The 23,815-nt window shown below is 55.7% G+C and carries 14 protein-coding genes; 10 read left to right on the plus strand and 4 right to left on the minus strand.

Going from position 1 to position 23,815, the window contains the following annotated elements; translation table 11 throughout:
- Positions 1–75 precede the first annotated feature (75 nt).
- The 10 genes from AC01ZF_RS01785 to AC01ZF_RS01830 all read left to right on the plus strand — a co-directional run bounded on the left by AC01ZF_RS01785 (position 76) and on the right by AC01ZF_RS01830 (position 17,041).
- Complete coding sequence (locus AC01ZF_RS01785; protein ID WP_428112889.1) at positions 76–1,812, plus strand: 2-oxoacid:acceptor oxidoreductase subunit alpha; 1,737 nt, start codon at positions 76–78, stop codon at positions 1,810–1,812.
- A gap of 23 nt (positions 1,813–1,835) precedes the next feature.
- Positions 1,836–2,684 (plus strand): 2-oxoacid:ferredoxin oxidoreductase subunit beta, encoded by an 849-nt coding sequence (locus AC01ZF_RS01790; protein WP_428131064.1) that lies wholly within the window; start codon positions 1,836–1,838, stop codon positions 2,682–2,684.
- A gap of 92 nt (positions 2,685–2,776) precedes the next feature.
- A complete protein-coding gene (locus AC01ZF_RS01795) occupies positions 2,777–3,028 on the plus strand; it encodes a (2Fe-2S) ferredoxin domain-containing protein (RefSeq protein WP_424674589.1) in 252 nt (83 codons plus the stop codon).
- Between the two features lie 91 nt (positions 3,029–3,119).
- On the plus strand, positions 3,120–10,595 hold the full coding sequence (locus AC01ZF_RS01800; RefSeq protein WP_476575066.1) for a DUF2298 domain-containing protein: 7,476 nt from the start codon (positions 3,120–3,122) through the stop codon (positions 10,593–10,595).
- On the plus strand, positions 10,592–13,123 hold the full coding sequence (locus AC01ZF_RS01805; protein WP_424674591.1) for a DUF2298 domain-containing protein: 2,532 nt from the start codon (positions 10,592–10,594) through the stop codon (positions 13,121–13,123). Before AC01ZF_RS01800 ends, AC01ZF_RS01805 begins: the two co-directional genes overlap by 4 nt.
- A 126-nt stretch (positions 13,124–13,249) precedes the next feature.
- Positions 13,250–14,914: a phytoene desaturase family protein gene (locus AC01ZF_RS01810; RefSeq protein ID WP_424674592.1), complete on the plus strand. Its 1,665-nt coding sequence runs from the start codon at positions 13,250–13,252 to the stop codon at positions 14,912–14,914.
- A 118-nt stretch (positions 14,915–15,032) separates the two neighbouring features.
- Positions 15,033–15,722 carry a Crp/Fnr family transcriptional regulator gene (locus AC01ZF_RS01815; RefSeq protein WP_424674593.1) on the plus strand — a complete coding sequence of 230 codons (690 nt, stop codon included), beginning with the start codon at positions 15,033–15,035 and terminating at the stop codon, positions 15,720–15,722.
- A gap of 594 nt (positions 15,723–16,316) precedes the next feature.
- Positions 16,317–16,661: a class I SAM-dependent methyltransferase gene (locus AC01ZF_RS01820; protein WP_424674594.1), complete on the plus strand. Its 345-nt coding sequence runs from the start codon at positions 16,317–16,319 to the stop codon at positions 16,659–16,661.
- Between the two features lie 23 nt (positions 16,662–16,684).
- Positions 16,685–16,771, plus strand: a complete 87-nt coding sequence (locus AC01ZF_RS01825; RefSeq protein WP_424674605.1) for a hypothetical protein — start codon at positions 16,685–16,687, stop codon at positions 16,769–16,771.
- A gap of 54 nt (positions 16,772–16,825) precedes the next feature.
- Positions 16,826–17,041, plus strand: coding sequence for a hypothetical protein (locus AC01ZF_RS01830; protein ID WP_424674595.1), 216 nt, complete (start codon positions 16,826–16,828; stop codon positions 17,039–17,041).
- Between the two features lie 956 nt (positions 17,042–17,997).
- On the opposite strand, the gene kynU is transcribed toward AC01ZF_RS01830, so the two are convergent.
- From kynU to AC01ZF_RS01850, 4 genes are all read right to left on the minus strand, one after another.
- Positions 17,998–19,266, minus strand: a complete 1,269-nt coding sequence (gene kynU, locus AC01ZF_RS01835) for a kynureninase (RefSeq protein WP_424674596.1) — start codon at positions 19,264–19,266, stop codon at positions 17,998–18,000.
- 517 nt (positions 19,267–19,783) lie between these two features.
- Complete coding sequence (locus tag AC01ZF_RS01840) at positions 19,784–21,073, minus strand: CHAT domain-containing protein (protein ID WP_476575067.1); 1,290 nt, start codon at positions 21,071–21,073, stop codon at positions 19,784–19,786.
- A 387-nt stretch (positions 21,074–21,460) separates the two neighbouring features.
- The gene (locus AC01ZF_RS01845) at positions 21,461–22,756 is read right to left on the minus strand and encodes a dihydrolipoamide acetyltransferase family protein (RefSeq protein WP_428113871.1); all 1,296 of its coding nucleotides are present in this window, start codon (positions 22,754–22,756) and stop codon (positions 21,461–21,463) included.
- Between the two features lie 47 nt (positions 22,757–22,803).
- Positions 22,804–23,787 (minus strand): alpha-ketoacid dehydrogenase subunit beta, encoded by a 984-nt coding sequence (locus AC01ZF_RS01850; RefSeq protein WP_424674599.1) that lies wholly within the window; start codon positions 23,785–23,787, stop codon positions 22,804–22,806.
- Positions 23,788–23,815: the final 28 nt, after the last annotated feature.

Genomic DNA, 23,815 nt, shown 5'->3' on the forward strand with positions numbered 1-23,815 from the left:
TATGATAGCTCTAACAATCCTTTGCACCTATTGCGTCAATACTGACGTACATCCGCAATCTACGGCGAGGTTGCTATGATCGTCAAAGAAGATGTCGTCATTCGCGTTGCCGGCGAAAGTGGCGACGGCAGCAGCGCGACCGGTGAGATGCTGGCCCAAGCGGCTGCCCGTTCGGGACTCCATGTCTTCACATTCCGCACCACACCGGCTGAAATCAAAGGGGGACCGGTGATGTTTCAGGTGCGTGCCTCGAACAGTCCTGTGCGCTCGATGGGTGATGCTGTTGATATTCTCTTCGCGTTCAATCGTGAGGCATGGGATCTGCATCATACCGATCTAGCCCCCAACGCTGTTCTCCTCTACGATCCCGAAGATTTTTCCTTACCGAGCGAGTTTACCGGAGTCGCGTATCCGGTACCTATCGGAAAGATTGCCCAAGAGACCGGGAATCGGCGTGGCAAAAATGTTGTAGCACTTGGGGTTGTGGCGGCTTTGTTCGGTTTAGGGTTAACGAAGTTGGAAGATATTGTGCGAGCGAAGTTGGGCAAGAAGGTCGATCTGCTTGAAACAAATCTCGCAGCCCTCCGCGCCGGTATTGAATATGCCCATCAACTTGAAAAGCGCGATCCGTTTTGGATGGAAGCGACGGCCGAACACGAGCGCTATGTGATGACCGGCAATCAGGCAATTATCGCCGGTGCGCTCCACGCCGGAGTTGAGTTCTTTGCCGGCTATCCGATCACGCCCGCTTCGGACATTATGGAAGGCATGGCCGCGATCCTTCCCCAAATTGGTGGCGGTTATCTCCAGGCCGAAGATGAGATCGCTGCGATTATGGCCTGTATTGGGGCATCGTATGGTGGTAAGCGAGCCATGACTGCGACCTCAGGGCCTGGATTATCGCTGATGAGCGAGGCGATAGGCTATGCCAGTATGACCGAAATTCCCGTCGTTATTGTTGATGCGCAACGCGGTGGTCCGAGTACCGGTTTGCCCACCAAAATGGAGCAGTCAGACTTGAACATTGCCCTGCACGGTGGTCACGGTGATAGTCCGCGCATTGTGCTGGCACCGGCGAGCGTTGCCGAGTGTTTTCATCTGACGGTATGGGCCTTTAATTTGGCCGAGCAGTATCAGTCACCGGTAATTGTATTGAGCGACTATTCCCTCTCGTTCCGCACCGAAACGGTCGATCCGTTCGATCTGAGTAAATACCCACGTATTGACCGTCTGCGTCCCAATGGTACGTTAGCTCCTAAGCAGTACCGTCGCTATGAATTGACGGCGAATCTCATCTCGCCGATGGTTGCCCCTGGTGTTGCCTATGCGCAATACACGGCTACCGGTCTTGAGCATAACGAATTTGGCAATCCCGATTACACACCGCTCAATCACACGCGGATGACCGAGAAGCGATGGGGTAAGTTGGCGCCGTTGCTGCATTCGCGTGAGTATGTTCGTCGCTTTGGTGCCGAACGGGCAAAGGTGGGCATCATTTGTTGGGGGACAACCGCCGGTCCGTGTCGAGGGGCAGTCTATCTGGCCGGCCAAGAGGATGTACCGGTGGCAATGTTACAGGTGCAGATGCTCTCGCCGCTGCCTGTTGATGCCATTCGTGAGTTTCTCGATCAGGTTGAGATCGTACTGGTGCCGGAGGTCAATTTTCAGGGTCAGTTTGCGAAGCTGTTGCAAGCCGAACTGGGGATTACAGTATATTCGATGACGAAGTACGCCGGTGTGCCCTTCTCACGACTCGAGATTCTTCGCCAAATTCACGCACTTGCCGGGTTGGCCGAGCCGACATTGGCATAGTATTCTCTAGGATAGGTTGTTCTATGACTACTGTACCAATCACTTCGACGCCTGTCGTGTTCAAAGCTGCCGATTACCGTAGCGATCTCAAGCCGATCTGGTGCCCGGGTTGCGGTGATTTTGGAGTGTTGGCCGCGATCCAGCAAGCGCTTGTTGCACTCCAGATCAATCCGAAAGATTTGGCAGTTGTCTCCGGTATCGGTTGTAGTTCGCGTTTACCGGGATTTTTGCAAACGTATGGTTTGCATACTGTGCATGGCCGGGCTTTGCCGGCGGCAGTTGGCTTGAAGACCGCACGTCCCGACCTAACGGTAATGGCAGTTGGGGGTGATGGTGACTTTTTCAGTATTGGGTTGGGTCACTTGCCTCACGCTGCGCGTCGCGATCTCGATATTACCGTCATCGTGATGGATAACGCGATCTATGGTTTAACGAAAGGTCAGACATCGCCGACGTCGCCGCGTGGTCACGTGACGAAGAGTACGCCGTATGGTCAGTCGGCGCAACCCTTGCACCCGCTGGCGATTGTCCTGGCAAGTGGCGCGTCGTTTGTCGCGCGCGGCTTTTCGAGTCAGCCCAAACAGTTGGCCAAATTGATCAAGGCCGGTCTTGAACATCGTGGTTTTGCCTTTATTCACGTCCTTAGCCCGTGTGTTACGTTTTACGATACCTACAAACTCTATAAAGAGCTGGTGTATAACTTACCGGCAGACCATGATCCGTCCGATCTCGACGCGGCAATGCATTACGCAGTCGAAAGTGATCGGTTACCGCTCGGTATTTTCTACCGCCGTCCGCCACTTGAGCAGTTACCTGGTCCGCCTCCCAAGCCGTTTGATACACAGGCATATCTGAACCGTTTTCGGGTGTGAGACGATCTGGAAGCGGCGATCACAGCAGGGACGGGTTGGTGGTAGCATATCCCCAACCTGTCCTTTGTCTATTGGACACGGATGAGACAGTGATGGTTCGCCTCTACTTGTGTATGGGTCCCAATTGCCGCAGTCGTGGTGCGGTAGAGCTACGCATGGCGCTCGAACAGGCCCTCTGGCAACACGGATTGCTTGATCGGGTTGAATGTATCAGCAGCGGCTGCCAAGATCGCTGTCAGATTGGGCCGAATCTGCTGCTGCAACCCGGTGGACGGCGCTGGCACGGTGTTACTCTTCAGCAGATTGGTGTCTTAGTAGCCGTATTGGCCGATGCCGGTGTATAATGCCAACGCATAAATCGTATCGGTACTGTAGTGTGCGCAGTGTACACTGTACGCCGTTATCGTATTGGCAAGACATCTTGTGAGAACCACCGTGCGACAGGCTCTCAATCGCTCCGCTGCATGGGTCGTCCGCCTTGGGCTGGCGGCCATTTTCCTGTTGGCACTCTACTTCCGTACTCTCAACCTTTTTGATTGGGATAGCGGTACCGGTCAGCATCCTGACGAGCGCTTTTTTACCTACGTTGCCTCGACCGTTCGTCTGCCGAGTGATCTCGGTGAATTCTACGATTCAAGCCGTTCACCGCTTAACCCACGTAATTACGAACAATTTCCGCTCTATGTATATGGGCCGCTGCCGATTATGCTGACGCGGGTAGTTGCAGTCATGCTAACGCCTGCGGAGGTGTTGTCGGCCCAGGTACCCTCCATTGAAGGTCCCCCACGACTTGGCGCCGATCCAACAGCGCCACAAGAACGGCGAACCGATTACGGGCCACCGGTGGCAAACCCTGAGCGGAACTGGCCGCGCTTCCTGCCGTTACGCTGGTGGCTTAACCCTGATGGCGTCAATTTAACTACCTATGGGGAGATTGTAAAGGTTGGCCGTGCCTTAGCCGTCGTGTTTGATCTCGGTAGTGTGGTACTCGTCTATTTGATCGGCAGACGGCTGTTTGGTCGGCGCATCGGTTTGCTCGCTGCCCTGTTGACGGCGCTGACGGTGATGCATATTCAGCAGAGCCACTTTTTCGTTGATCCAGCCTTTTCAACGTTTTTCTGCTTACTGGCACTGTATTGGACGGTACGTGCGGCACAGGGTGGTGGTATCGGTGTGTATGTCGCATTGGGGGTGAGTATCGGCGCGGCAGCGGCGAACCGGATTACCATGGTGACAATCGGTGGCTTGGCGATTGTCGCGGCATTCATCGCGGCGCAGCGTGCGTTGCGGGGGCAACGTTGGCACGCGCTGTTTGATCGTTTCTGGCAACGTGAGATGTGGTTGCTCGTTGTTGCGGGGATCGCAACAGTGCTAACGTTTCGCATCTTGGCACCTGATGCGTTCATTGGTTCACGGCCCGATTCACCGCTTATCGATAGCCCATCGATCTTGTATGGTACCGGATTTTTTGATATTCGACTTGATCCACGTTTTCGCGAAAATCTGATCACGGTGCGCGCATTGGTGACCGGCGAGTATGATTTTCCCCCCGGTCAACAGTGGGTAGGACGGCCGGCTTATCTGTTCCCGTGGCAAAATATGGTGCTTTGGGGAATGGGTCTGCCGTTGGGATTAGCGGCGTGGGGTGGCTGGTTGCTCTTTGCCGGGCGTTATGTGCGGCGCGGGTGGCAGTGGGCTGTGCATCCATCAGCACAGATCGGGCGTCCGTGGCATCCGGCATGGGTGCTATGGGTGTGGGTTGCCTTCTACTTCGGTTGGCAGGGTAGCCAGTTTGCCATCACAATGCGGTATCTATTGCCGATCTACGGTGCACTGACCGTACTGGGTGCGTGGATGCTGGTCGTGCTGGGGCGCTGGGGGCGTCGGCGCACAACGAAAGCCGTATCGTCGTTACGGCCGTGGGCGATGGTTGCCGGCCGTGGGTTAGCCTGGGCAGCTCGCTGGGCTTTGCCGGTGGTACTCGTTGCAACTGCGCTTTGGGCGTATGCCTTCTCCCGTATCTATACGATGCCTCATTCGCGGGTACAAGCGGCTCGTTGGTTAGCCGAACATGCCCCGCCTGGGAGTTTTGTGATCTCGGAACGTTGGGATGATCCGTTACCGCTCCAAGCGACCACCAATGCGGCGTGGGGGATTACCTTCTTTGGGATCGATTCATCGCCCTATGCCGAAGATGAGCCGGCGAAGTATTTCGGTCAAGGTGGTGAGCTTGGATTGCTTGATCAACTCGACCGTGCCGATTACATTACCCTCACGAGTAACCGGGTCTACGATAGCACGTCGCGCTTACGTATGCGCTACCCGGCGCTCATGCGGTATTACCATAGCCTATTTACCGGTGAACTCGGCTTTGAATTAGTCGCAGAAATCACCTCATACCCGACTGTGCTCGGGATTCGGTTTCCCGACTGGATGGCCGAAGAGGCGTTCACCGTCTACGATCATCCCCGTGTGTTGATTTTTCGCAAAACACCGCTCTATAGCCGCGAGCGAGCCGAGCAATTGATAACGGCTGCGGTTGAGTGGGGTGAAGTCTATAAATCACCGCTCCAGATTGCCGATCGCAATCCGACGGCGCTGCGCTTGACCGATAGTGTTTGGCCACGTTATGCAGCCGGTGGCGATTGGTGGGCTTGGCTGGGTACCAACCCGTTTGCGCCGTTGCTCTGGGTATTCTGGATCGAGGCCCTCAGTTTGGCCGTTTTCGCCCTGATCGGACCACACCTACACCGGTTACCCGATCGCGGCTTCACCCTTGCTAAGATTAGTGGCTTGCTACTGGTTGCGTATCTGGCATGGCTGGCCGGCAGCTTGCAGCTTGCGCCCTTTGCCCCTGTTACTTTGTGGACGATTGGGATAGGGTTGTTAGGGATAGGCGCAGTTGTCAGTTGGCGCACACGTTACACCTTGCGGCGTATTTGGCAAGAGCGTTTGCCGGCGCTGCTGATAGCCGAGACTCTCTTTATCGGCTTTCTGCTGCTCGGCGTGACGTTGCGCTGGTTCAACCCCGATCTGTGGCATCCGGCCCGTGGTGGGGAAAAGCCGATGGATTTCGCTTATTTGAACGCCGTCTTGCGCAGTGCGGCATTTCCTCCTCTCGACCCGTGGCACGCTGGTGGCTACATAAATTACTATTATTTTGGGTTTGTGCTCGTTGGGGCCTTGATCCATCTCAGCGGGGTCGCCCCGGCAGTTGGCTATAATCTCGCTGTAGCCACAATCTTTGCCCTAACCGCATTCGGCGCATTTGGCGTCGTCTACAATCTCCTCGCTCCGCGTCTCCCGCAACTCCGGCGTGAATGTACTGCGTTAGTGGCCGGTGTGCTTGCACCGGTATTGATGTTGTTGCTCGGTAATCTGGCCCAAGCCGGTTGGTTCCTGAGTGGGTATGCTGCCGAACAGGTAGCAAAGGGGCGGTTGGAGTGGGCTTTCTGGGATGCGACACGCATTATTCCGGGGACGATTAACGAATTTCCGTTTTTTACCTTCCTCTTTGCCGATCTGCACGCACATATGATCGTGATGCCACTCAGCCTGGCTGCGTTAGGCTTGGGGCTGGCGTGGGTGCGTACAGGTGGAGCTACTCATTGGTGGTTGATAGGGTGGTTGGGTTTGGTTGCCGGTGCGATCCGTGCCACCAATACGTGGGATTACCCGACGTTTGTTGGGTTGACCGGTCTGTTGGTGGCAGTGGCGACCGCACGCCACCAACGGCGTGCCGGTTGGGGATGGCCGGCAACGGTCTTGGTCGCATTAGGAGTTGGAGTGGCACCGGCACCGATCGGGAACTTGCTCTTTGCCCCGTTTATCGCCAACTTTGCTACCGACTCGAGTGGGATCGAGGTGTGGCGTGGCGCAGGTGCTACCTTACTAGAGGCAATTCTCACTGCCGAACGAACGACAACGAGTCAGCTTGTACAGATCGGTGGTCATTGGCTGGCGATCTGGTTGATCGTGATCGGGTTGTGGACGTGGCGGCGCGGAGTCTCCATACTGATTGTACAGAGTTTGGCGGTGTTTTTCTTAATCGCATTGGCGTTTAATGTGCCGGCGATCGTACCGTTGGTTGGTCTACTGGTCGTATCCATCTGGTTACTCTGGCAGATGCGGCAGTGGCCTTTCACCTTTCTGATACCTGCCCTGTGGGCACTCGGCGGGATCGGGTTATGGGCGTTGGTTGAGGTCGTCGTGGTAGGCGGCGATGTGGGCCGGATGAATACTGTGTTCAAATTCGGTCTGCATGCATGGATGCTATTAGCACTAGCTACCGCAGCGGCCATGCCATTGTTGTGGACGGCGACAGCACGGTTGGCGCATCAATGGCGTTGGTCATTGCGTGCCGGGGTAGGTCTGCTGCTCGCCGCCGGGTTGGTCTACCCGCTTACCGCTACTCCTGCTCGTCTTGCCGATCGCTGGGATCGCGACGCACCGCATACTCTCGACGGTATGGCTTTTTTTGCCAACATCACCGCTGCACGTAACGGTCCGGCGTACTCGCTCGATGAAGATGCTGCCGTGATTGATTGGCTCCGGCGCAACGCGCGTGGAACGCCGATTATCCTCGAAGCACACCAGCCTTCATACCAATGGGCCGGACGCATTGCCGCCTTCACCGGTTTGCCCACCATTCTCGGTTGGGAATGGCACCAGATTCAGCAGCGGAGTGCCGTTAATGCCGGACCGGTCATTGCACATCGGCAGCAGACGATTGCAACCATCTATAACACACCCGATCCCGACACCGCACTGGATGCCCTGCGTCGCTATGGAGTTGAGTACGTCTATATCGGTGGGGTCGAGCGACAACTGTACAGCGCTGAAGGACTGGCTAAATTTGCTGCGCTCGCCGCACGTGGCGACTTGATACTTGCCTTCCAACAGGGCGAGAGTGTACTGTATCGCGTGCGTTCGCCGGGTCAACCACGGATGCTGACCAACGATCTGCCGATTCGCCCGCCGAGCAAACGTACCACACCGGCACTAGAATTAGCCAAACCGGTTCAAGAGTTGCCAGCTGTTGGGCGATTGGGTTGGAATACGCTGTTCAACGAACAGCAGTGGCTGGCGGTTGTGGCATGGCTACTGGTGTGGTATGTCATCGCCGGACTGGGGGCATTGCCGGCATATAGGGCATTGGGCCGGTATGGGTTGGCGTGGGCGCGTCCGGTCGGGTTGATTATGCTCGGCTATGCGATCTGGCTACCGACGAGCCTTGGCATATGGCGCTACGACACGGTGGGGCTGATCGGTGGTTTTGCCGCGATGGTTGGTCTTAACCTTGCGCTCTGGGTGCGTGGTATTCGTCCTCATCGAGCTGCATGGCGAGCGATCGTGCCCGGTGAACTGATCTTTCTCGCCGGGTTTGCGGCTATGACGGTGATCCGTGCGCTTAATCCCGACCTGTGGCATCCGGTTTGGGGTGGCGAGAAACCGATGGAGCAAGGGTTCCTCAATGCGATCCTGCGTAGTCCGGTGATGCCGCCCTACGATCCGTTCTACAGCAATGGGTACATCAACTATTACTACTACGGTCTCTACCTGATGTCGCTGCCGATCAAGATACTCGGTCTCGATTCGGCGATTGGCTTTAATCTAGCACTGGCTACGCTCTTTGGTATGCTGTTGGCCGGGGCCTACGAGCTAGGGCGACAATTGGGCGGTCGGCGACGGTATGGTATTGTCGCGTTGGTGTTGATCGGACTGGCCGGTAATCTGACAGCGATGATCCCCGCAGGCTGGTCGCAAGGTGTCAATGGTTTGCGTCTGCTGCTGAGCGGTAATGCCGAACTGCTTGGGGATTGGTTTATCGGGCCTAGTCGGGTCATTCCGTACACTATCAACGAGTTTCCGCTCTTCAGTTTTCTCTATGCCGATCTCCATCCACATCTCATCGCCCTTCCTCTCTCGCTGTTGGCGATTGGGTGTGCGTGGCGGATGATCGATCGACACCATACACCGTCTCGTTCGCTATGGATGCTGACGGCACTGACCCTGGGCACGCTAGCGGCGACCAATTCATGGGATTTTCCGACCTACGGTTTGCTAGCAGGGATAGCGATCATTGCCGGTGCGGTGCGATGGCATGGATGGCGCTGGTCGGCGCTCGTGTTGGCGGTGGTCAAAGCTATTGGGTTAGGTGTCGGGTCGCTCTTGCTTTTCGCTCCCTTTTTCGACCGTTACTGGCCAATGGTTCGTGGGATTGGCTTGGTAACGACGCACGTCACACTACCATTTGATTACTTCCTGCTGTATGGTCTGCCGCTCGTGATTATTGTGCCGGTGGTCTGCGGAGCGGTCGTGAAACGCTGGCAGCCCTTCCTACCGGAGCGTGCATGGGCACTGTTATTGAGCGGGATAGGGGTAGTTCTGATTGTCGGTGCAGCATTGCCAGAGCTGGCTTTGCGTCTCATCCTCCTCGTTATTCTTAGTCTCACCGGTGTGCTGTTGGTGCGACGGGCTATCGGGGCACCGGCATGGTATGCGCTCCTCCTTGCCTGGTTAGCGTGGGCCGTATCGTTGGGTGTTGAGATCGTCTATATCCGTGACCATCTTGACGGCAGCGATTGGTACCGCATGAACACGGTTTTTAAATTTGGGTTGCATGTTTGGGTTTTACTAAGCCTCGCGGCTGCCGGCCTTTTACCAAGACTGTTGCAGTGGTTGAACCGGCGCGGTGGTCAACCGGCCCGTGCGGCGATGTTGATCATCGTAGCGATACCGGCGCTGATGGCAGCGAGCTATCTCCCGGTTGCCATTCCTTCGCGGATTGTCACCCGCTTCCCGGTCACGACCGGTCTGACGCTCGATGGGATGGCTTTTATGCAGCACGCTACTTTCACTTACGACTGCAATGCGTTTGGCGGCTGTGCGCCGGATACTTCGATGGTGCAGGTCGATCTCAGTGGTGATGCAGCGGCAATCCGCTGGCTCAACCAGCAGATCATTGGAACACCGGTCATTGTTCAATCGAGTCTCTGGTTCTACCGTGCCTATGGTATTCGGGTTGCTGCTGCCACCGGCCTGCCAACGGTCATCAGTGCGTTGCACGCCGACGAACAGCGTGATCCGCTTGTCACCGGTCGACGGGTTCGCGATATTGAAACCTTCTACACAACGAGTGACCCGGAAACAGCGTTGCGGATTCTCGCCCGTTACAACGTTGATTATGTCTATGTTGGTGGGGTTGAGCATGCCTTCTATCCTCAAGGCATGACCAAGTTCGCAGTGTTGCGCGATCGCTATTTACGACCGGTGTACGAACAAGATGGGGTAGCGATCTATGCCGTAACCGGCTTGCCCGACAGTTACCGTCTGTTGCGTGCCGAGACGACGTCGGTGGGGCAGCCGGTACCACCGCCACCACCTCCTAACGAACCATCGGTGGATGTGTCCGAGTTAGAGGCTGCCGTTGCTGCCGATCCGACCAATGGTTCCCTTGCCTTTGGTTTGGCCGATGTGTATCGCCAACAAGGACGGCTGAGTGAGGCGGCGCAGGTGTTGGCGATGGCTGCTGCGGCCAACCCCGGCGATGTCGGTTTGCATCATCTGTGGGGTGACATCTTGGCCGATCTTGGGCGGTATGACGAAGCAGAGAAAGCGTATCTGGCAGCGGTGGAGGCTAGTCCCACTGCCGGCAACTACAACAAATTAGCAATGGCGTTGATCGATTGGGGTCGGCTCGACAAGGCTGAGATTGCCCTAGGGCAGGCGATGAGCATTGATCCGGCCTTACCTGATCCGTATTTTCAGCTTGCCCGCCTGTTCATGCTCCGCAACCAGCCCGCCCTCGTCAGAGACGCGCTACAGCACTATTTGCAGTTGGCCCCTGATGGACGCTGGGCTGGGGAAGCAACGGTGATGCTGCGCAACCTCGAAGGGGGTCAGCCATGAGCGGCGTTGCCGGCGAGGTGTTGGTTTGGTGGGGGATGGCCCAGCTCTTTACCCTGCTCGGCTGGCCGGTAGCCTATCGCCTGTTTCGCCATGTACCTGCACTCGGAATTGCTTTAGCACGTCCACTTGGTCTTCTGCTGACGGGCTTTGTTACGTGGTTACTGGCGATGCTGGGCCTTGGCCGCTTCGATCTACCACTGATCGTGATTTGTTGTTTGCTGATCGGTGGTGGTGGTTGGTTTTGGCTTTGGCGACAGCACCATCGTCGTCCTCCGATTGGGCAATGGCTGGCCGGCGAAGCGATCTTTCTCGCGACCCTTCTCGGTGTGGTCTGGTTACGAGGGCACGATCCGACCCCGTGGGGCACCGAGCGTCCGATGGATTTTGCCTTCTTCAACGCCATCCAACGGAGTGGCCTATTTCCACCCCACGATCCATGGTTAGCCGGCTACAGCATTAACTACTACTACTTTGGCTACCTCCTCATGGCCATTCCGGCGATGTTGAGTGGGTTGCCGCCGGCGACTGCCTACAACCTGTCGCTTGCGCTCCTGGCTGCAATGACGGCCCAAGGCGCTTTCGGTATTATTGACGAACTGCTCCGTCTCCTCAATCATCCACCACGACCGATTCTTCGTGGTGTGTTGGGGGTGCTCGGTGCAGTTATCATCTTGGTTGCCGGTAATCAATCCGGTGCGATCCAGGTTCTCACCGGCGACGAGCGTGCGATTGCGCTCGATGATCGTCAACTCCTCGCAGCATTGGGCCAAGCGCTGCGGGGCGAAGATTTTATCACCTTGCCATACCCGCTCCAAACGGCACCGCACGACTTTGGCGTAATTGACGGTTGGCGGCGTACCGATAAGTGGAACGATTTTAACTGGTGGTGGCCGTCGCGTTCACTGTGGGATGGGTACCGTGTTGTCGGTGATCCACCACGGCGCGAGCGACGCTATACGATCACCGAATTCCCTTTTTTCAGTTTTCGTCTCGGTGATATGCACCCGCACGTGATGGCGTTGCCCTTTGCAACACTGGCGATTGGCCTCGTGCTGGTGGTAGTGGCGACACCACCAAGCCATACGTCCGGCAGCAGATCGGATACTGATGCGGGTGAGGCGCAGGTGGCGAGCGCTCATAGTGTAACTTCGGTTGTTGCACTCTTTCCTACCGGTCGTGCTGGCTGGTTGATGCGGATACTCCACGGGATTATTCTCGGTAGTCTGTACGCTATCAACAGTTGGGATCTGCCGACCTATCTGTTGCTCTACTTGGGTGGTTTGGCGTTAGTGTCCTATCAGGCTGGTACTACCTTTGGGTGGCGGACATGGTTGCGCGAAGCGGGGATCATTACTGTACTGGCGTTTGTGCTCTTTCTCCCCTTTCATCTCACATTTCGTTCACCGGTCGGTGGAGCGACACCGTGGCTGGATGTGCCAATTCTCAGTCGGCTCACGAGTGTGATCGGTGTGTATCTGGGTGAACGGAGTGGTTGGCACAGCTTCGTGATCATCTTTGGTCTGATGGGATTACCGATTATCGCCGGTAGTTATCTGTACCGGCCGGCGTATCATGTTGCGTTATCCGACTCATTACAACCGCGTTGGTGGTCGTGGTTGCCGGTGATCTTGTTAGTCGTTGGTCTCCTGATCGGCTTTCCACTCATAGCACTGGCCGGGTTGGTCTGGGTCTTCGGCCAACGTGCTCTTGTTGCCGTCGAAACGGGGGTACGGGTTGGTCTGCTGATCGCTGCTTTAGGGTGTGCCATCCTCTTCGGGGTGGAGATTATCTACATCCGCGATGTTTTTGAGGGTCTATCGGCCCGCATGAATACCGTTTTCAAGTTCTATTATCAGGTTTGGCTCCTCTGGGGCATCCTCGCGCCGGTTGGATTGTGGTGGATGTGGGGTGGTGGAGCGGTCGGGTGGCGACGGTTTGCGGCTGCTGTCGTCAGTTTGTGTGGGGTTGTGCTCTTGATGGGAGCCAGCATCTACCCGTTGCTCGTGGTGCGCGATATTGGGCGTGGGCCATGGATCGGTCTCAACGGCTACACCCCGCGCGAGCAGAGCGCAGCCGGTGCGGCATCGATCTCGTGGTTGCGGCGCTATGCTCCGGCAGGTAGTGTGGTGCTTGAAGCTGTGGCTCTCGAAAACGAGGCGGCCGTCGCGTCTGGCAGTGAAACACCGCGTTGTGGCGGCTCGTACAACTGGCAGGGATTCGGTGGCGTGGCCGCAGCGACTGGGTATGCGACCGTGCTGGGATGGGTAGGACACGAAATGCAGTGGCGCGGTGGTGACGCGGCGGCACTGGCCGAACTCGGCCCGCGCTGCCGCGCAGTCGATACTATCTACCGTAGTGGTGATCTGGCTCGCATTCAGGCCCTCATTGAACAGTACCAGATCGACTATATCTACATTGGCGCCCTCGAACGTGAACGCTATTCGGCCGACCGTCTGGCCGCACTAGCTCAGGTGGGTGAGCAGGTTTTTGCTCAGGATGAAGTCGTGATCTATCGCGTGCGACGATAAGACCGCTCTTGCCGACCCTGATGAGACCAGCGATGGAGATACTTTATCGAACCTTTCTCCCCTACCATCTTTCACCCATCTGACGGTATACTACAAATGTGACTAGTATAAAGCTTAGGGGAGACTATGCCATCATCAACCGATTATGACGTGATTGTGGTCGGCGGCGGGCACAACGGGCTGACTTGTGCCGGCTATCTTGCGAAGGCCGGTAAGCGCGTCCTGGTGCTCGAACGTCGACCTATTGTCGGGGGTGCTGTCTGCACTGAAGAAGTGATCCCCGGCTACAAGATCGATGTCGGTTCATCAGCCCATATCATGATCCACCTTACCCCCATCGTGCGCGACCTCGAACTTGAACGGCATGGGCTTGAATACATCGACATGGATCCTTATGCCTTTTACCCCTTGCCTGACGGGAGTGGCGCGATCTACTTCTACCGCGATGTCGAGCGTACCTGCCAGAGTATTGCAACTGTCAGTCCACGCGATGCGGAGGCGTATCGCCGCTTTCTCGACTTCTGGACGCCGTTGAATGAAGCTGTGTTTGACGTGTTCTTAAACCCACCGTCGGTCACGCGCTTGTTTGGCAAGGTTGCTTCGAGTATTCCTCGTCTGCCGAGATCCGAACAGAATGCGCTCGAAGTCACGCGCCGTCTCTTCACCAGCTATGCACAACTGATTGAGGAGACGTTTGAGAGTGAGGCGATGCGGTCCGCGATGACGTGGCTAGCGGCGCAGAGCGGCCCACCACCGGACGAAATCGGTGCCGGCGATTTCTTCGGTTGGCACGCGATGTTGCACTACAGTGGTGCTAAACATCCACGGGGTGGATCGGGAATGCTGACGCAAGCGATGGCCCGCTCGCTCAAGGCCATGGGTGGCGAGGTTGTCCTTGATGCGCCGGTACGCCGGATTATCGTCAATAACGGTAAGGTCCAGGGGGTGGAGACGGCTGATGGCCAACGCTATTCAGCGTCGATTGTAGTTTCAAATGCCCACGTGTTGACGACATTCCTGCAATTGGTCGGTCCCGAACACCTTAGTGCCGAACTGGTCCGGCGGCTTCATCACATTCGGATCGGTAACGGTTTTGGGATGACGGTGCGCTGTGCTGCCGAAGAGTTGCCCGATTATAGTGCAGCCCGTAGCTATGGTCGTCCGCACGAGAGCCATCACGGCCTTCAGTTGCTCAGTCCGAGTATGAACTATGTGCGGCGGGCTTACGAAGACTACCTCCGCGGTGAACCGAGTCGCGATCCGGCAGTGATTGCGATGACCTTCTCGGCCATTGATCCCGACGTTGCACCACCTGGTAAGCATACGGTCTTTTTATGGGCGCAATATTTTCCCTATCAACTGAGTGGTAATCGCCATTGGGATGATATTCGTGAGTCGGTCGCCGATTCGATCCTCGAGGTACTCTATCGTTATGCCCCCAATATGCGCGGTAAGATTATCGACCGTTTTATCCAGACGCCACTCGATCTGGAGCGACGTATTGGGTTGTTGCGTGGAAACGTAATGCATGTCGAGATGAGCTTTGATCAGATGTTCTTCTTCCGGCCTTTGCCCGAATTGGCTGGCTACCGCACACCGATTAAAGGCCTGTACCTTACCGGCGCAAGCACCCATCCGGGTGGTGGGGTGTTTGGTGCGAGTGGCTACAATACGGCACGGGTGGTGTTGGCCGATACCCGTACACGTCGTTGGGGGCCTATCGCGTTGGGGGCAGGGGCATTGGCTGCCGGAGCCGTGTTGGCCGGACGAAAACTCTTGCGGCTTGGTTAGTACGAGGTAAACAGCCGAAAGGAGCACATTATGCAGTGCTCCTCACACTCGGCGAGACGAGTATCGCCTGAATGCGGCGATACTCGTTCCATCACCATTCTAGAATGGAAGGAGTCGTATGCTCCAACCGCACGAACTACATCTTGCCGGCGATATCTTACCCTTTTTACGTGATCCAACAGCGGCAATTGCGCGCGATTTCACCGTGCAGGCGACTCTCTTGCGGCTGCCGGCCGGCGCCACTATCTTTGCCGAAGGCGATGAATGTAACGTCTTTGCCGTGTTGGCCGGTGGGCAGGTACGGGTGCTCAAAATCGGTGAAACCGGACGCGAGATCACCCTCTACCGTTTTGGACGCGGCGAGAGTTGTATTCTCACTACCAGTTGCGTGTTGAGTCAGCGCAACTTCCCGGCGATTGCCGTGGTAGAGCACGATGCAGCGGCATTTGTTGTTGATCAGGCGACATTTCGTGAATGGATCGACCATTACCGCGAGTGGCGTGATTACGTGTTCCAGTTGCTCTCGCACCGCTTGGCGACGGTGATGGCCATTGTTGATGAGATTGCCTTCCGTCGAGTTGATGTACGGTTAGCTGAGTTCTTGTTACGGCATGCCCAAGGTGATCCACCGACGGTTAGTGCGACGCACCAGCAGATTGCCGCCGAGTTGGGCACTTCGCGTGAAGTAGTGAGCCGGATTTTGGCCGATTTTAACGACGATGGCTTGATCAGTAGCAGTCGTGGTCAGATTATCGTGCGGCATGTGGCAGGGCTGCGCCAACGCTGCGACCCGCGGTTCGGAGTGTGACCGGGTGTGAGCTGGTTGGACGATGTACGAGCGGCAGTATCGTGTGGCGTGTATTCGTCCACCGGGTGTAGGGTGGGGTGCGGCGATGATACCGCCGCCATCCAGCGAGTCGTCCACCGGGTGTAGGGTGGGGTGCGGTCGTGCAACTGCCGCATGCCATCGTATGGCTGCTAAGAAAAGGGATACTGGTAAAAATCTGACTATGCGTCCACTAACTATCATCACGTTTCTTGTCGCAACTGCTATCTTTACCCAGGGTGCTGGTGCCTGACGCACACCTCTTGCATTGGTTTGACATGCGTGCATTATCACCATCACCGGATTTTGTTACGAGACTTTCTCTGGTTAGCGATTGTCTTTGGTCGCAGGATCGTACATACGCTCCGCTAGCGTGAACTACGCTATTTAGACATTTACTTCGACAGAGATCACGGCGTTGTTCGGGTTTTAATGGTACCTGCACCCAACCGGTTTTGGTTTTTGACCAACTCTTGCGCTTTTTTATCTTCTGCTAACATTTGACCTGTCACGGCTATGTCAGAGTCTGATCTGGAGTCAGAACGCTGGCGCGGCAAACACGAGAAGGGAACGTCTGTGAACCAGTCACCGCCAAAGCCAATTGCTCAACAAGCGTATGATCTGCTAGCCGAACGGTACGCCGAACAAGTGCTCACCAAGCCGCACAACGCGTACTACGAACATCCGGCAATGCTCTCACTATTGCTTGATGTGCGTGGTAAGTGCGTTCTCGACGCCGGCTGCGGGCCAGGTATCTACAGTGAACTGTTGCTCGACCGTGGTGCAGAGGTGGTGGCAGTCGATGCCAACCCCAAGATGGTACGATTAGCACAGCAACGGCTCCAAGACCGTGCTCAAGTCTTCCAGGCCGACCTTGGCCAACCTCTCACATTTCTGCCCACCAATCGTTCGATCTCGTGATCTGCCCGTTGGTACTCGACTATGTGCGGGATTGGGAGCAGGTATTCACCGAGTTCTATCGTCTGCTACGGCACAGCGGTGTTTTCATCTTCTCGATTGAATATCCGTAGACCAAATTCAGCCAGCACCGCGAATCGGCCAACTATTTTGCTATTGAGCAGGTTGTGACGCCGTGGCACGGTTTCGGTATCACGGTGAATATGCCTTCATACCGCCGGCCACTAAGCGAAGTGTTTAACCCGCTGATCTATCCCGGCTTTCGGATCGATTACGTGCTTGAACCATTGCCCACTGCCGAATTTGCCGAGAACGATCCCAAGCATTACGCTGAATTAATGCGTGAGCCGGGATTTCTATGCGTGCGGGCGGTGAAGGGGTAAATGGAATGTCGAGGTTGAGGTTGTACAAGAAAATAAGAGTATCCTATTTCAAACATGGCGCTATTGGTGTACAGAGTCACAATGAGCTGAGAGGCAATTTCTTCAATGGTAGAAGCTTGGCAAGAAGCCAAAGGGTGATTCTACAAGAACGAAAAACTATTTGCCAGTGATGAGCGTTTGGTTCGTGAACGGATGATATTTCTGCTGTTGCGCGCTTGGGTGGGGCACAAAGGACCTCAATGAGGTCTACTATAGAATAATGACCAATAAGAGCGGTCCTGACTATATACTCAAAATTGATGTAGTGAGCTAATTGGCGATTGAAGTGCGGAAGAGTTACATGGTTACCCGGGACTTTGCAGTGTGATCAACGACAGGACTACACTCAGCTTCGTCAGGTAGCGTTGTTAGCCAATGCGAGACAACGGCTTTTAGCAGACAGTATCAGAGACAAGTCGATATTTCGACGTGAAGTGTTGTAGGGTTTTTGATCTAAAAAATCAGAAGGTCGTTGTGTTTTTGTGACGAATTCATCATTAAAGCATGCAGACGAAGTCGATGAGCGTACATTTGCAATTGGAACCACAAACCTTGGGGGTTGGATAAAGAAATATAGAGAAATAGTCAGCCCAGAAAGAAGAGACGAGTTGACAATCGCCGAAAGATTAGTTGTGGTCACCGAACAAGACATTCATGAGGGGCGCATTAATCGTACCACGCGAATCATAGCCGGACGCCAACGTTATCTGATTAATGATAAGCCGGTGCATAAAAACGACCGTCCATTCTTTCTTCGCGATAGGTGTCAAACGGCTTGTACATCAGAATCAACACCACCAGTATGCAAGCCGAGAGTCACGTAGGATTATTGGCAACATTGGTTAAGCTGGAACACGTTCAGTTCTGCAAATAAAACTAGTCGGGATGCTTTATGCCTTGTTTCGTCTTATCTTCTCCTACGTTACCTTTGGGCGATGGTCACGATAGTTGAGATACCGCTGCTCGGTGACAGCTTGGGCCAACCGCTCGACCGCAGTGTGAATGTTGCGGAAGCTGGTGTACAGCGGAGCAATTCCAAGCCGGATGTTGTCGGGAGTACGGAAGTCAGGCAGGACCCCTAGTTCGTTGATCAGCGCTAAATCGATGCCAAGCCCTTCTGGGTGACCAAGCGAGATATGTGAGCCGCGCCGGGCCGGGTCGCGCGGTGAGTTGAGAGTGTACCCCAGCGGAGCCAGCCGCTGTTGCCACAGCTCGATCAAGTATTCGGTCTGTGCAATCGATTTGGCCCGCAGTCGCTCTATGCCGGCGGCCAGTAACAAATCTACTCCCGGTTCGATCAACGCCAGCGAAACCACCGGCGGCGTACCGATCAGAAACCGACGTAGGCCGGGAGCCGGTTGGTAAGCGAGATCGAAGTCAAACAAATTGCGTTGCCCCATCCAGCCGGCGATAGGGTTGACCAATTGCTCTTGCAGGTCACGGCGAATGTACAAAAACGCCGGTGCACCTGGCCCGCCGTTGAGGTATTTGTAACAGCAGCCTACCGCCATATCGGCGCCGCTTTCCTTAAGATGAATAGGCACCACTCCTACCGAATGGCTCAAATCCCAGACGGTCAAAGCTCCCACGGCATGCGCAGCAGCCGTGAGCGCTTTGATGTCGTACAGAAAGCCGCTCTTAAAGGTTACATGCGATAAGGTAAGGAGTGCCGTAGTTTGATCAAGTAGTCCCAAGATGGTCTCGACCGGACCGTGAATACCATCACTCGAATAGGCGAGAGCAATTTCATGCCGTCCGCCGAGTAGATCGACCGCGCCTTGCAAAATGTAGAGGTCGGAGGGAAAGTTCAGATCGTCGCTGACAATTCGCTCACGCCCAGGACGAGCACGCAGGGCAGCAATGACCAATTTGAACAGATTGACCGAGGTACTATCGGCAACAATCACTTCGTCGGGTTCGGCGCCGATGAGGCGGGCAATCTTAGCACCGATCCGTTCGGGCAGATCAAACCACCCCTCATTCCAGCCACGAATCAAACGGCAACCCCATTGTCGTTGCACCAGATCGGCGGCCAGATCAACCGTCGCTCGTGGTAACCGCCCCAATGAGTTGCCGTCGAGATAGATCAGATCAGGATCATCATTAATGAACGCTTGGCGAAAGCCGGCCAGATCGTCAGTAGCGTCAAGCTGATCGGCGTATCCAACATCAAGGGGGATAGGCATTAGTACTCCTTTCTGGTACTGTGGATATCGTTTTGGGGCTAAGACCCTGAGAGCCTAACGGTTTTAGAGAATAGCCACTCAATGTGGTATGCTGGCAAGAAGGAACCACCAAAACCTATGAGAGGAGACCACCTATAGATAGCAATGTTCCTAATATACCCGACTTTTTGCGATTTTAAAACATTACTAATGGCAAGTTTAAGGGCGATCTAGTTGTATTTGTACATTATACTCCGAATTCTTCACGGATGGTGCAGGTCGATGCGCAGGGGTGTGGCAAGCGCGCCCCGCCGTGTCATGGTGAGTACGGCACTCTCCCCCTGTCATTGCGAGCACCCACCCCCTGTCATTGCGAGCGCAGCGAGAAATCTAAAGCGTCGGTCGGCGCACGCGGCACGTGTCCCCCTCCGTGTCATTGCGAACACAGCACCCACCCCCTGTCATTGCGAGCGCAGCGAGAAATCTAAAGCGTCGGTCGGCGCACCCCTACAAATACCGTTATCATATCTTGCCAATTTTAAGGCGATGGAGTAGGAAAGAGTGTTGGCACCGGAATCCGCACTGGATCGAGCAACAGCGGTGGAGTTGGGGTAGCCACCGAGGTCGGGAGCGCGTTATTGCCCGGCACATTAATCACTTGGCTGACTAAGAGGATCAGGACCAAGCTGGCGATAATCAGAGCGACCACTTGTGGTTGGAGATGAAACCGGCGCGTCAAGGCTTGGAGTCGGCGGGTTGGTGTACCGACCTCCGTTTCGGCGGGGGTGAAACGTGGTCGGCGTAACGGTGCTGAAAGTTGCCGAAGGGGACGGATTGCTTCCGGTGGAACCGGTGCAATCGGCGGTTCGCCGGGACGAAAGAGCTGTTCGCCGCCGGGTGCGAGGTAGAGCTGCGGTGCGCCCCAAGATTCGACAGCGTTCATCAACGCCGTGCGGCCAATCGTCATTGCAATATCAACCGGTTCACCGCTTGCCAGTGCTTGATAAAAGGTGGTACTCCAGTGGGCTTGGGCGGTTGGGTTTACGTCGGGTAATGCGGCCACGGCCCGACCGTCGGCTGCATGGAGATTGGCGGTAAAGATGGTACAAGCCTCAGATGGCGTTCCGGCTACTGTGATCAACCGGAGATCATCGAGGCTTGCCAGCAGCTCGGCCAGTTCGTTGGCATTTACCGCACGGCCCAAGCGGAGCCGAGGGGCTTGCCGTAGCGGCTGTTCGATGTCGCCGATGATATGCAACAGATGGCGCGGCTCGGCGGCCAACTCGGCTACCACCTCATCAGCCGTTGCGTCGCGTAGTCGGTCGACTACCAACAGACCAGCCCGAACGGGTTCGATCAGCGCCTCGCCTAGCGTATCAGCGGTTTCTTCATAACCGCGCGCAACCGCGATCAAGAGCCGGAGCGGCCCACTTACCCGACGAGGTGGTAATGGTCGGATGGCACGAGGACTGATGCGCACAAGGGTGTAATCTTCACGGAGAGCCGGTTGCCAATGCTGTTCGCCTTTGTGCAGTGCCATCCATTCCCACGGGAGGGCTACTAATTCTGGGGGTTCTATTACCAGTTGCATCTGCATCCGTGCGCCCTGTTCGATAGCATCGCGGGCAGCTTCGATAAGCAGTCTCCGAATGGGTGCTTGTAGCAGCATGTTGCCAAGCTCGACCCCCATGTCCGCCGGTGATCCCGTCAGCAATGGCGGTGACATCGTCGCTTCGGCCTTGCGTTCGCCGCATAAAGCACGCAATGGGTAGCCTTGTGGCCTGAGGGTGCCAATCACAATCTGAAAGGGAATGACAATCTCTTGCATGCCGGTATGCTCAGAATATAGCTCAAGTTTGTCTCTGAATATAACACGCTTAATTGCGACTGTCTACTATGTCGTGGCCTACCGCATCATCTCAAGTGTAAAAATAAGCACGATCCATAGATGTTGTCCTTGTAGATTAGTCGTTTCATGCCAACGTTTTTGTCTTGTTATCGTTGGAATGGGTTTTGGATTTTGATGAAGATAGCTAAAATTGTAGTTTTATCTATGCGTAAGTTAGTGAAGGCAAGAGAGTCAGCCAAAGACCTACGAGGGTATGCGAAGCGAGATTGGACGTGATCGTTTCGCCGAGTAATACGTTAGCCGACCGGATAAGCCTGAGGAAGGTGAGTGTATTCTCTACCTTCCTCAGTACCTATCGATCCAACCTTAACTCTCCCAACGTTCGAGCCGCTGTTTAACGGTAGCGAGGAATCGGTCGGCGGTGGCGCCATCGGCAATTCGGTGATCGAAGGTGAACGAAAGGTAGCAGAGTGGACGAATGGCGATGGCATCAAGCCCATTTTGGGAAATAACTACCGGTCGTTTGACCACTGCACCGATACCGAGAATACCTGCCTGCGGCTGATTGATGATCGGCGTCGCAAATAGGCTGCCGGTCACCCCGTGGTTCGTGATGGTAAACGTACCACCTTGCGTTTCTTCTGGGCGCAGACGCTTGGTACGTGCCCGCTCGGCGAGATCGTTGACGGCACGGGCTAAGCCGAGCAGATTCTTCTCGTCAGCATCAGGAATAACCGGCACCAGTAAACCTTCGTTGAGCGCAACTGCAATCCCCATATTAATACGGCGATGTAGGATGATACCTTGCTCGGTGAAGCTGCCGTTGAATACCGGTACGGCTTGTAGTCCGGCAATAGCGGCAATGATGAAATATGGGGTAAGCGTGAGACGCACACCTTGCCGATTAAAGGCTTCTTGATGAGCGGCTCGATGGGCGAGCACGCGGCTCAAATCTGCCTCCATCACAGTTGTGACGTGCGGCGAGGTGCGCACCGAGCGAGCCATATGCTCGGCAATGCTGCGCCGCATTGGCGTCAATGGCACCAATTCAGCATCAGCAGGAATCTCAACCGGTGCGGGTGTGGGAGCCGGGGTAGGAGCAGCGACCGGTGCGGGTGTGGGAGCCGGGGTAGGAGCAGCGACCGGTGCGGGTGTGGGAGCCGGCGCGGCCACCGCTTGGCGTTCACGTTCGGCGAGGAAGCGCATAACATCTTGTTTGGTAATACGCCCGCCTTGTCCAGTACCGCGAATCTGCACCGGATCGAGGTTGTGTTCGGCGAGCAACCGCGCTACGACCGGCGAGAGATAGGTATTACGCCCATCACTGGCCGGTGGAGCCACCGTTGTCGTGGTGGTTGCCGAGGCACTGGTCGTGGAGACTGCTACCGCACTTACGGTCACCGGTGGTGGCGTGCTCACCGCAGCCCCTGCCGGTGCGAGTCGTGCGATCACCGTCCCGACCCGCACCGTCTCACCTTCGGGAACCAAAATCTCGTGGAGCACACCAGCTTCAGGCGCCGGTACCTCCGTATCGACCTTATCGGTAACTACTTCCAACAACGGTTCGTATTTCGCGACCGGTTCGCCGGGCCGCTTCAGCCAGCGGCCAACAGTACCTTCGGTAACGCTCTCACCGAGTTGGGGCATTTTGATGTCGATCATGGAAATTCACCTGCTATCTGTCACGGGCGTATCTTGACTGACATGCCTCAATAGGCTGCGAGCCGGCGCATTGCCGTCGCAATCGAAGTTGGTGACGGCATAAACGCTGTTTCTAGCGAATGAGCAAATGGCATTGCCGGCACATCGGGTCCACCGATCCGCATCACCGGCCCATCGAGGTATTCAAAGGCGTGCTCAGCGATAATCGCCGCGACCTCACCGCCAAATCCGCCAAACAGATTGTCTTCGTGGACGATCAGTGCCTTACCGGTGCGCCGTACACTGGCCAGAATCGTCTCGGTATCGAGCGGGCGCAGCGTGCGTAGATCGACAACCTCAACGCTCACTCCTTCGGCGGCAAGTGTTTGTGCAGCTTCGAGGCAGTAATGCAGCATCAGACCATACGCAAAGACCGATATATCCTCACCGGGTCGCTTGATGTCGGCGGGACCAATCGGCACTCGATAATCCTCTTCCGGGACAAAACCCTTGATCAGGCGATACGTCTTCTTGTGTTCGAGGAAGAGCACCGGGTTCGGGTCTTCGATGGCGCTCTTGAGCAAGCCCTTGGCGTCATAGGGGGTTGAAGGCGTCACCACCTTAAGACCGGGCACGTGGGCAAAGAAGGCTTCAACACTCTGACTATGGTAAAGCGCACCGTGAATTCCGCCACCGTATGGCACACGGATCACCAGCGGCACTTCCCAATCACCGTTCGAGCGGTAGTGGATACGGGCCGCCTCTTGCACAATCTGATTAAACGCCGGGGCAATGAAGTCGGCGAATTGGATTTCAGCAATCGGCAGCATATCATTTAGTGCCGCGCCAATACTCGCACCGATGATCACACTCTCGGCCAATGGCGAATCGATCACTCGCATCGGTCCGTATTTGTCGTACAACCCTTCGGTAACACGGAAGACACCGCCGCGTTTCCCAACATCTTCACCGAAAATGAAAACGCGCGGATCGGCAGCCATCGCCTCATCGAGGGCCTGCCGGATCGCTTCGAGCAGGTTCATCTCGGGCATACTATCCTCCGTGAATACGTTTAACGCA

This window comes from Chloroflexus sp. (genome assembly GCF_056331925.1).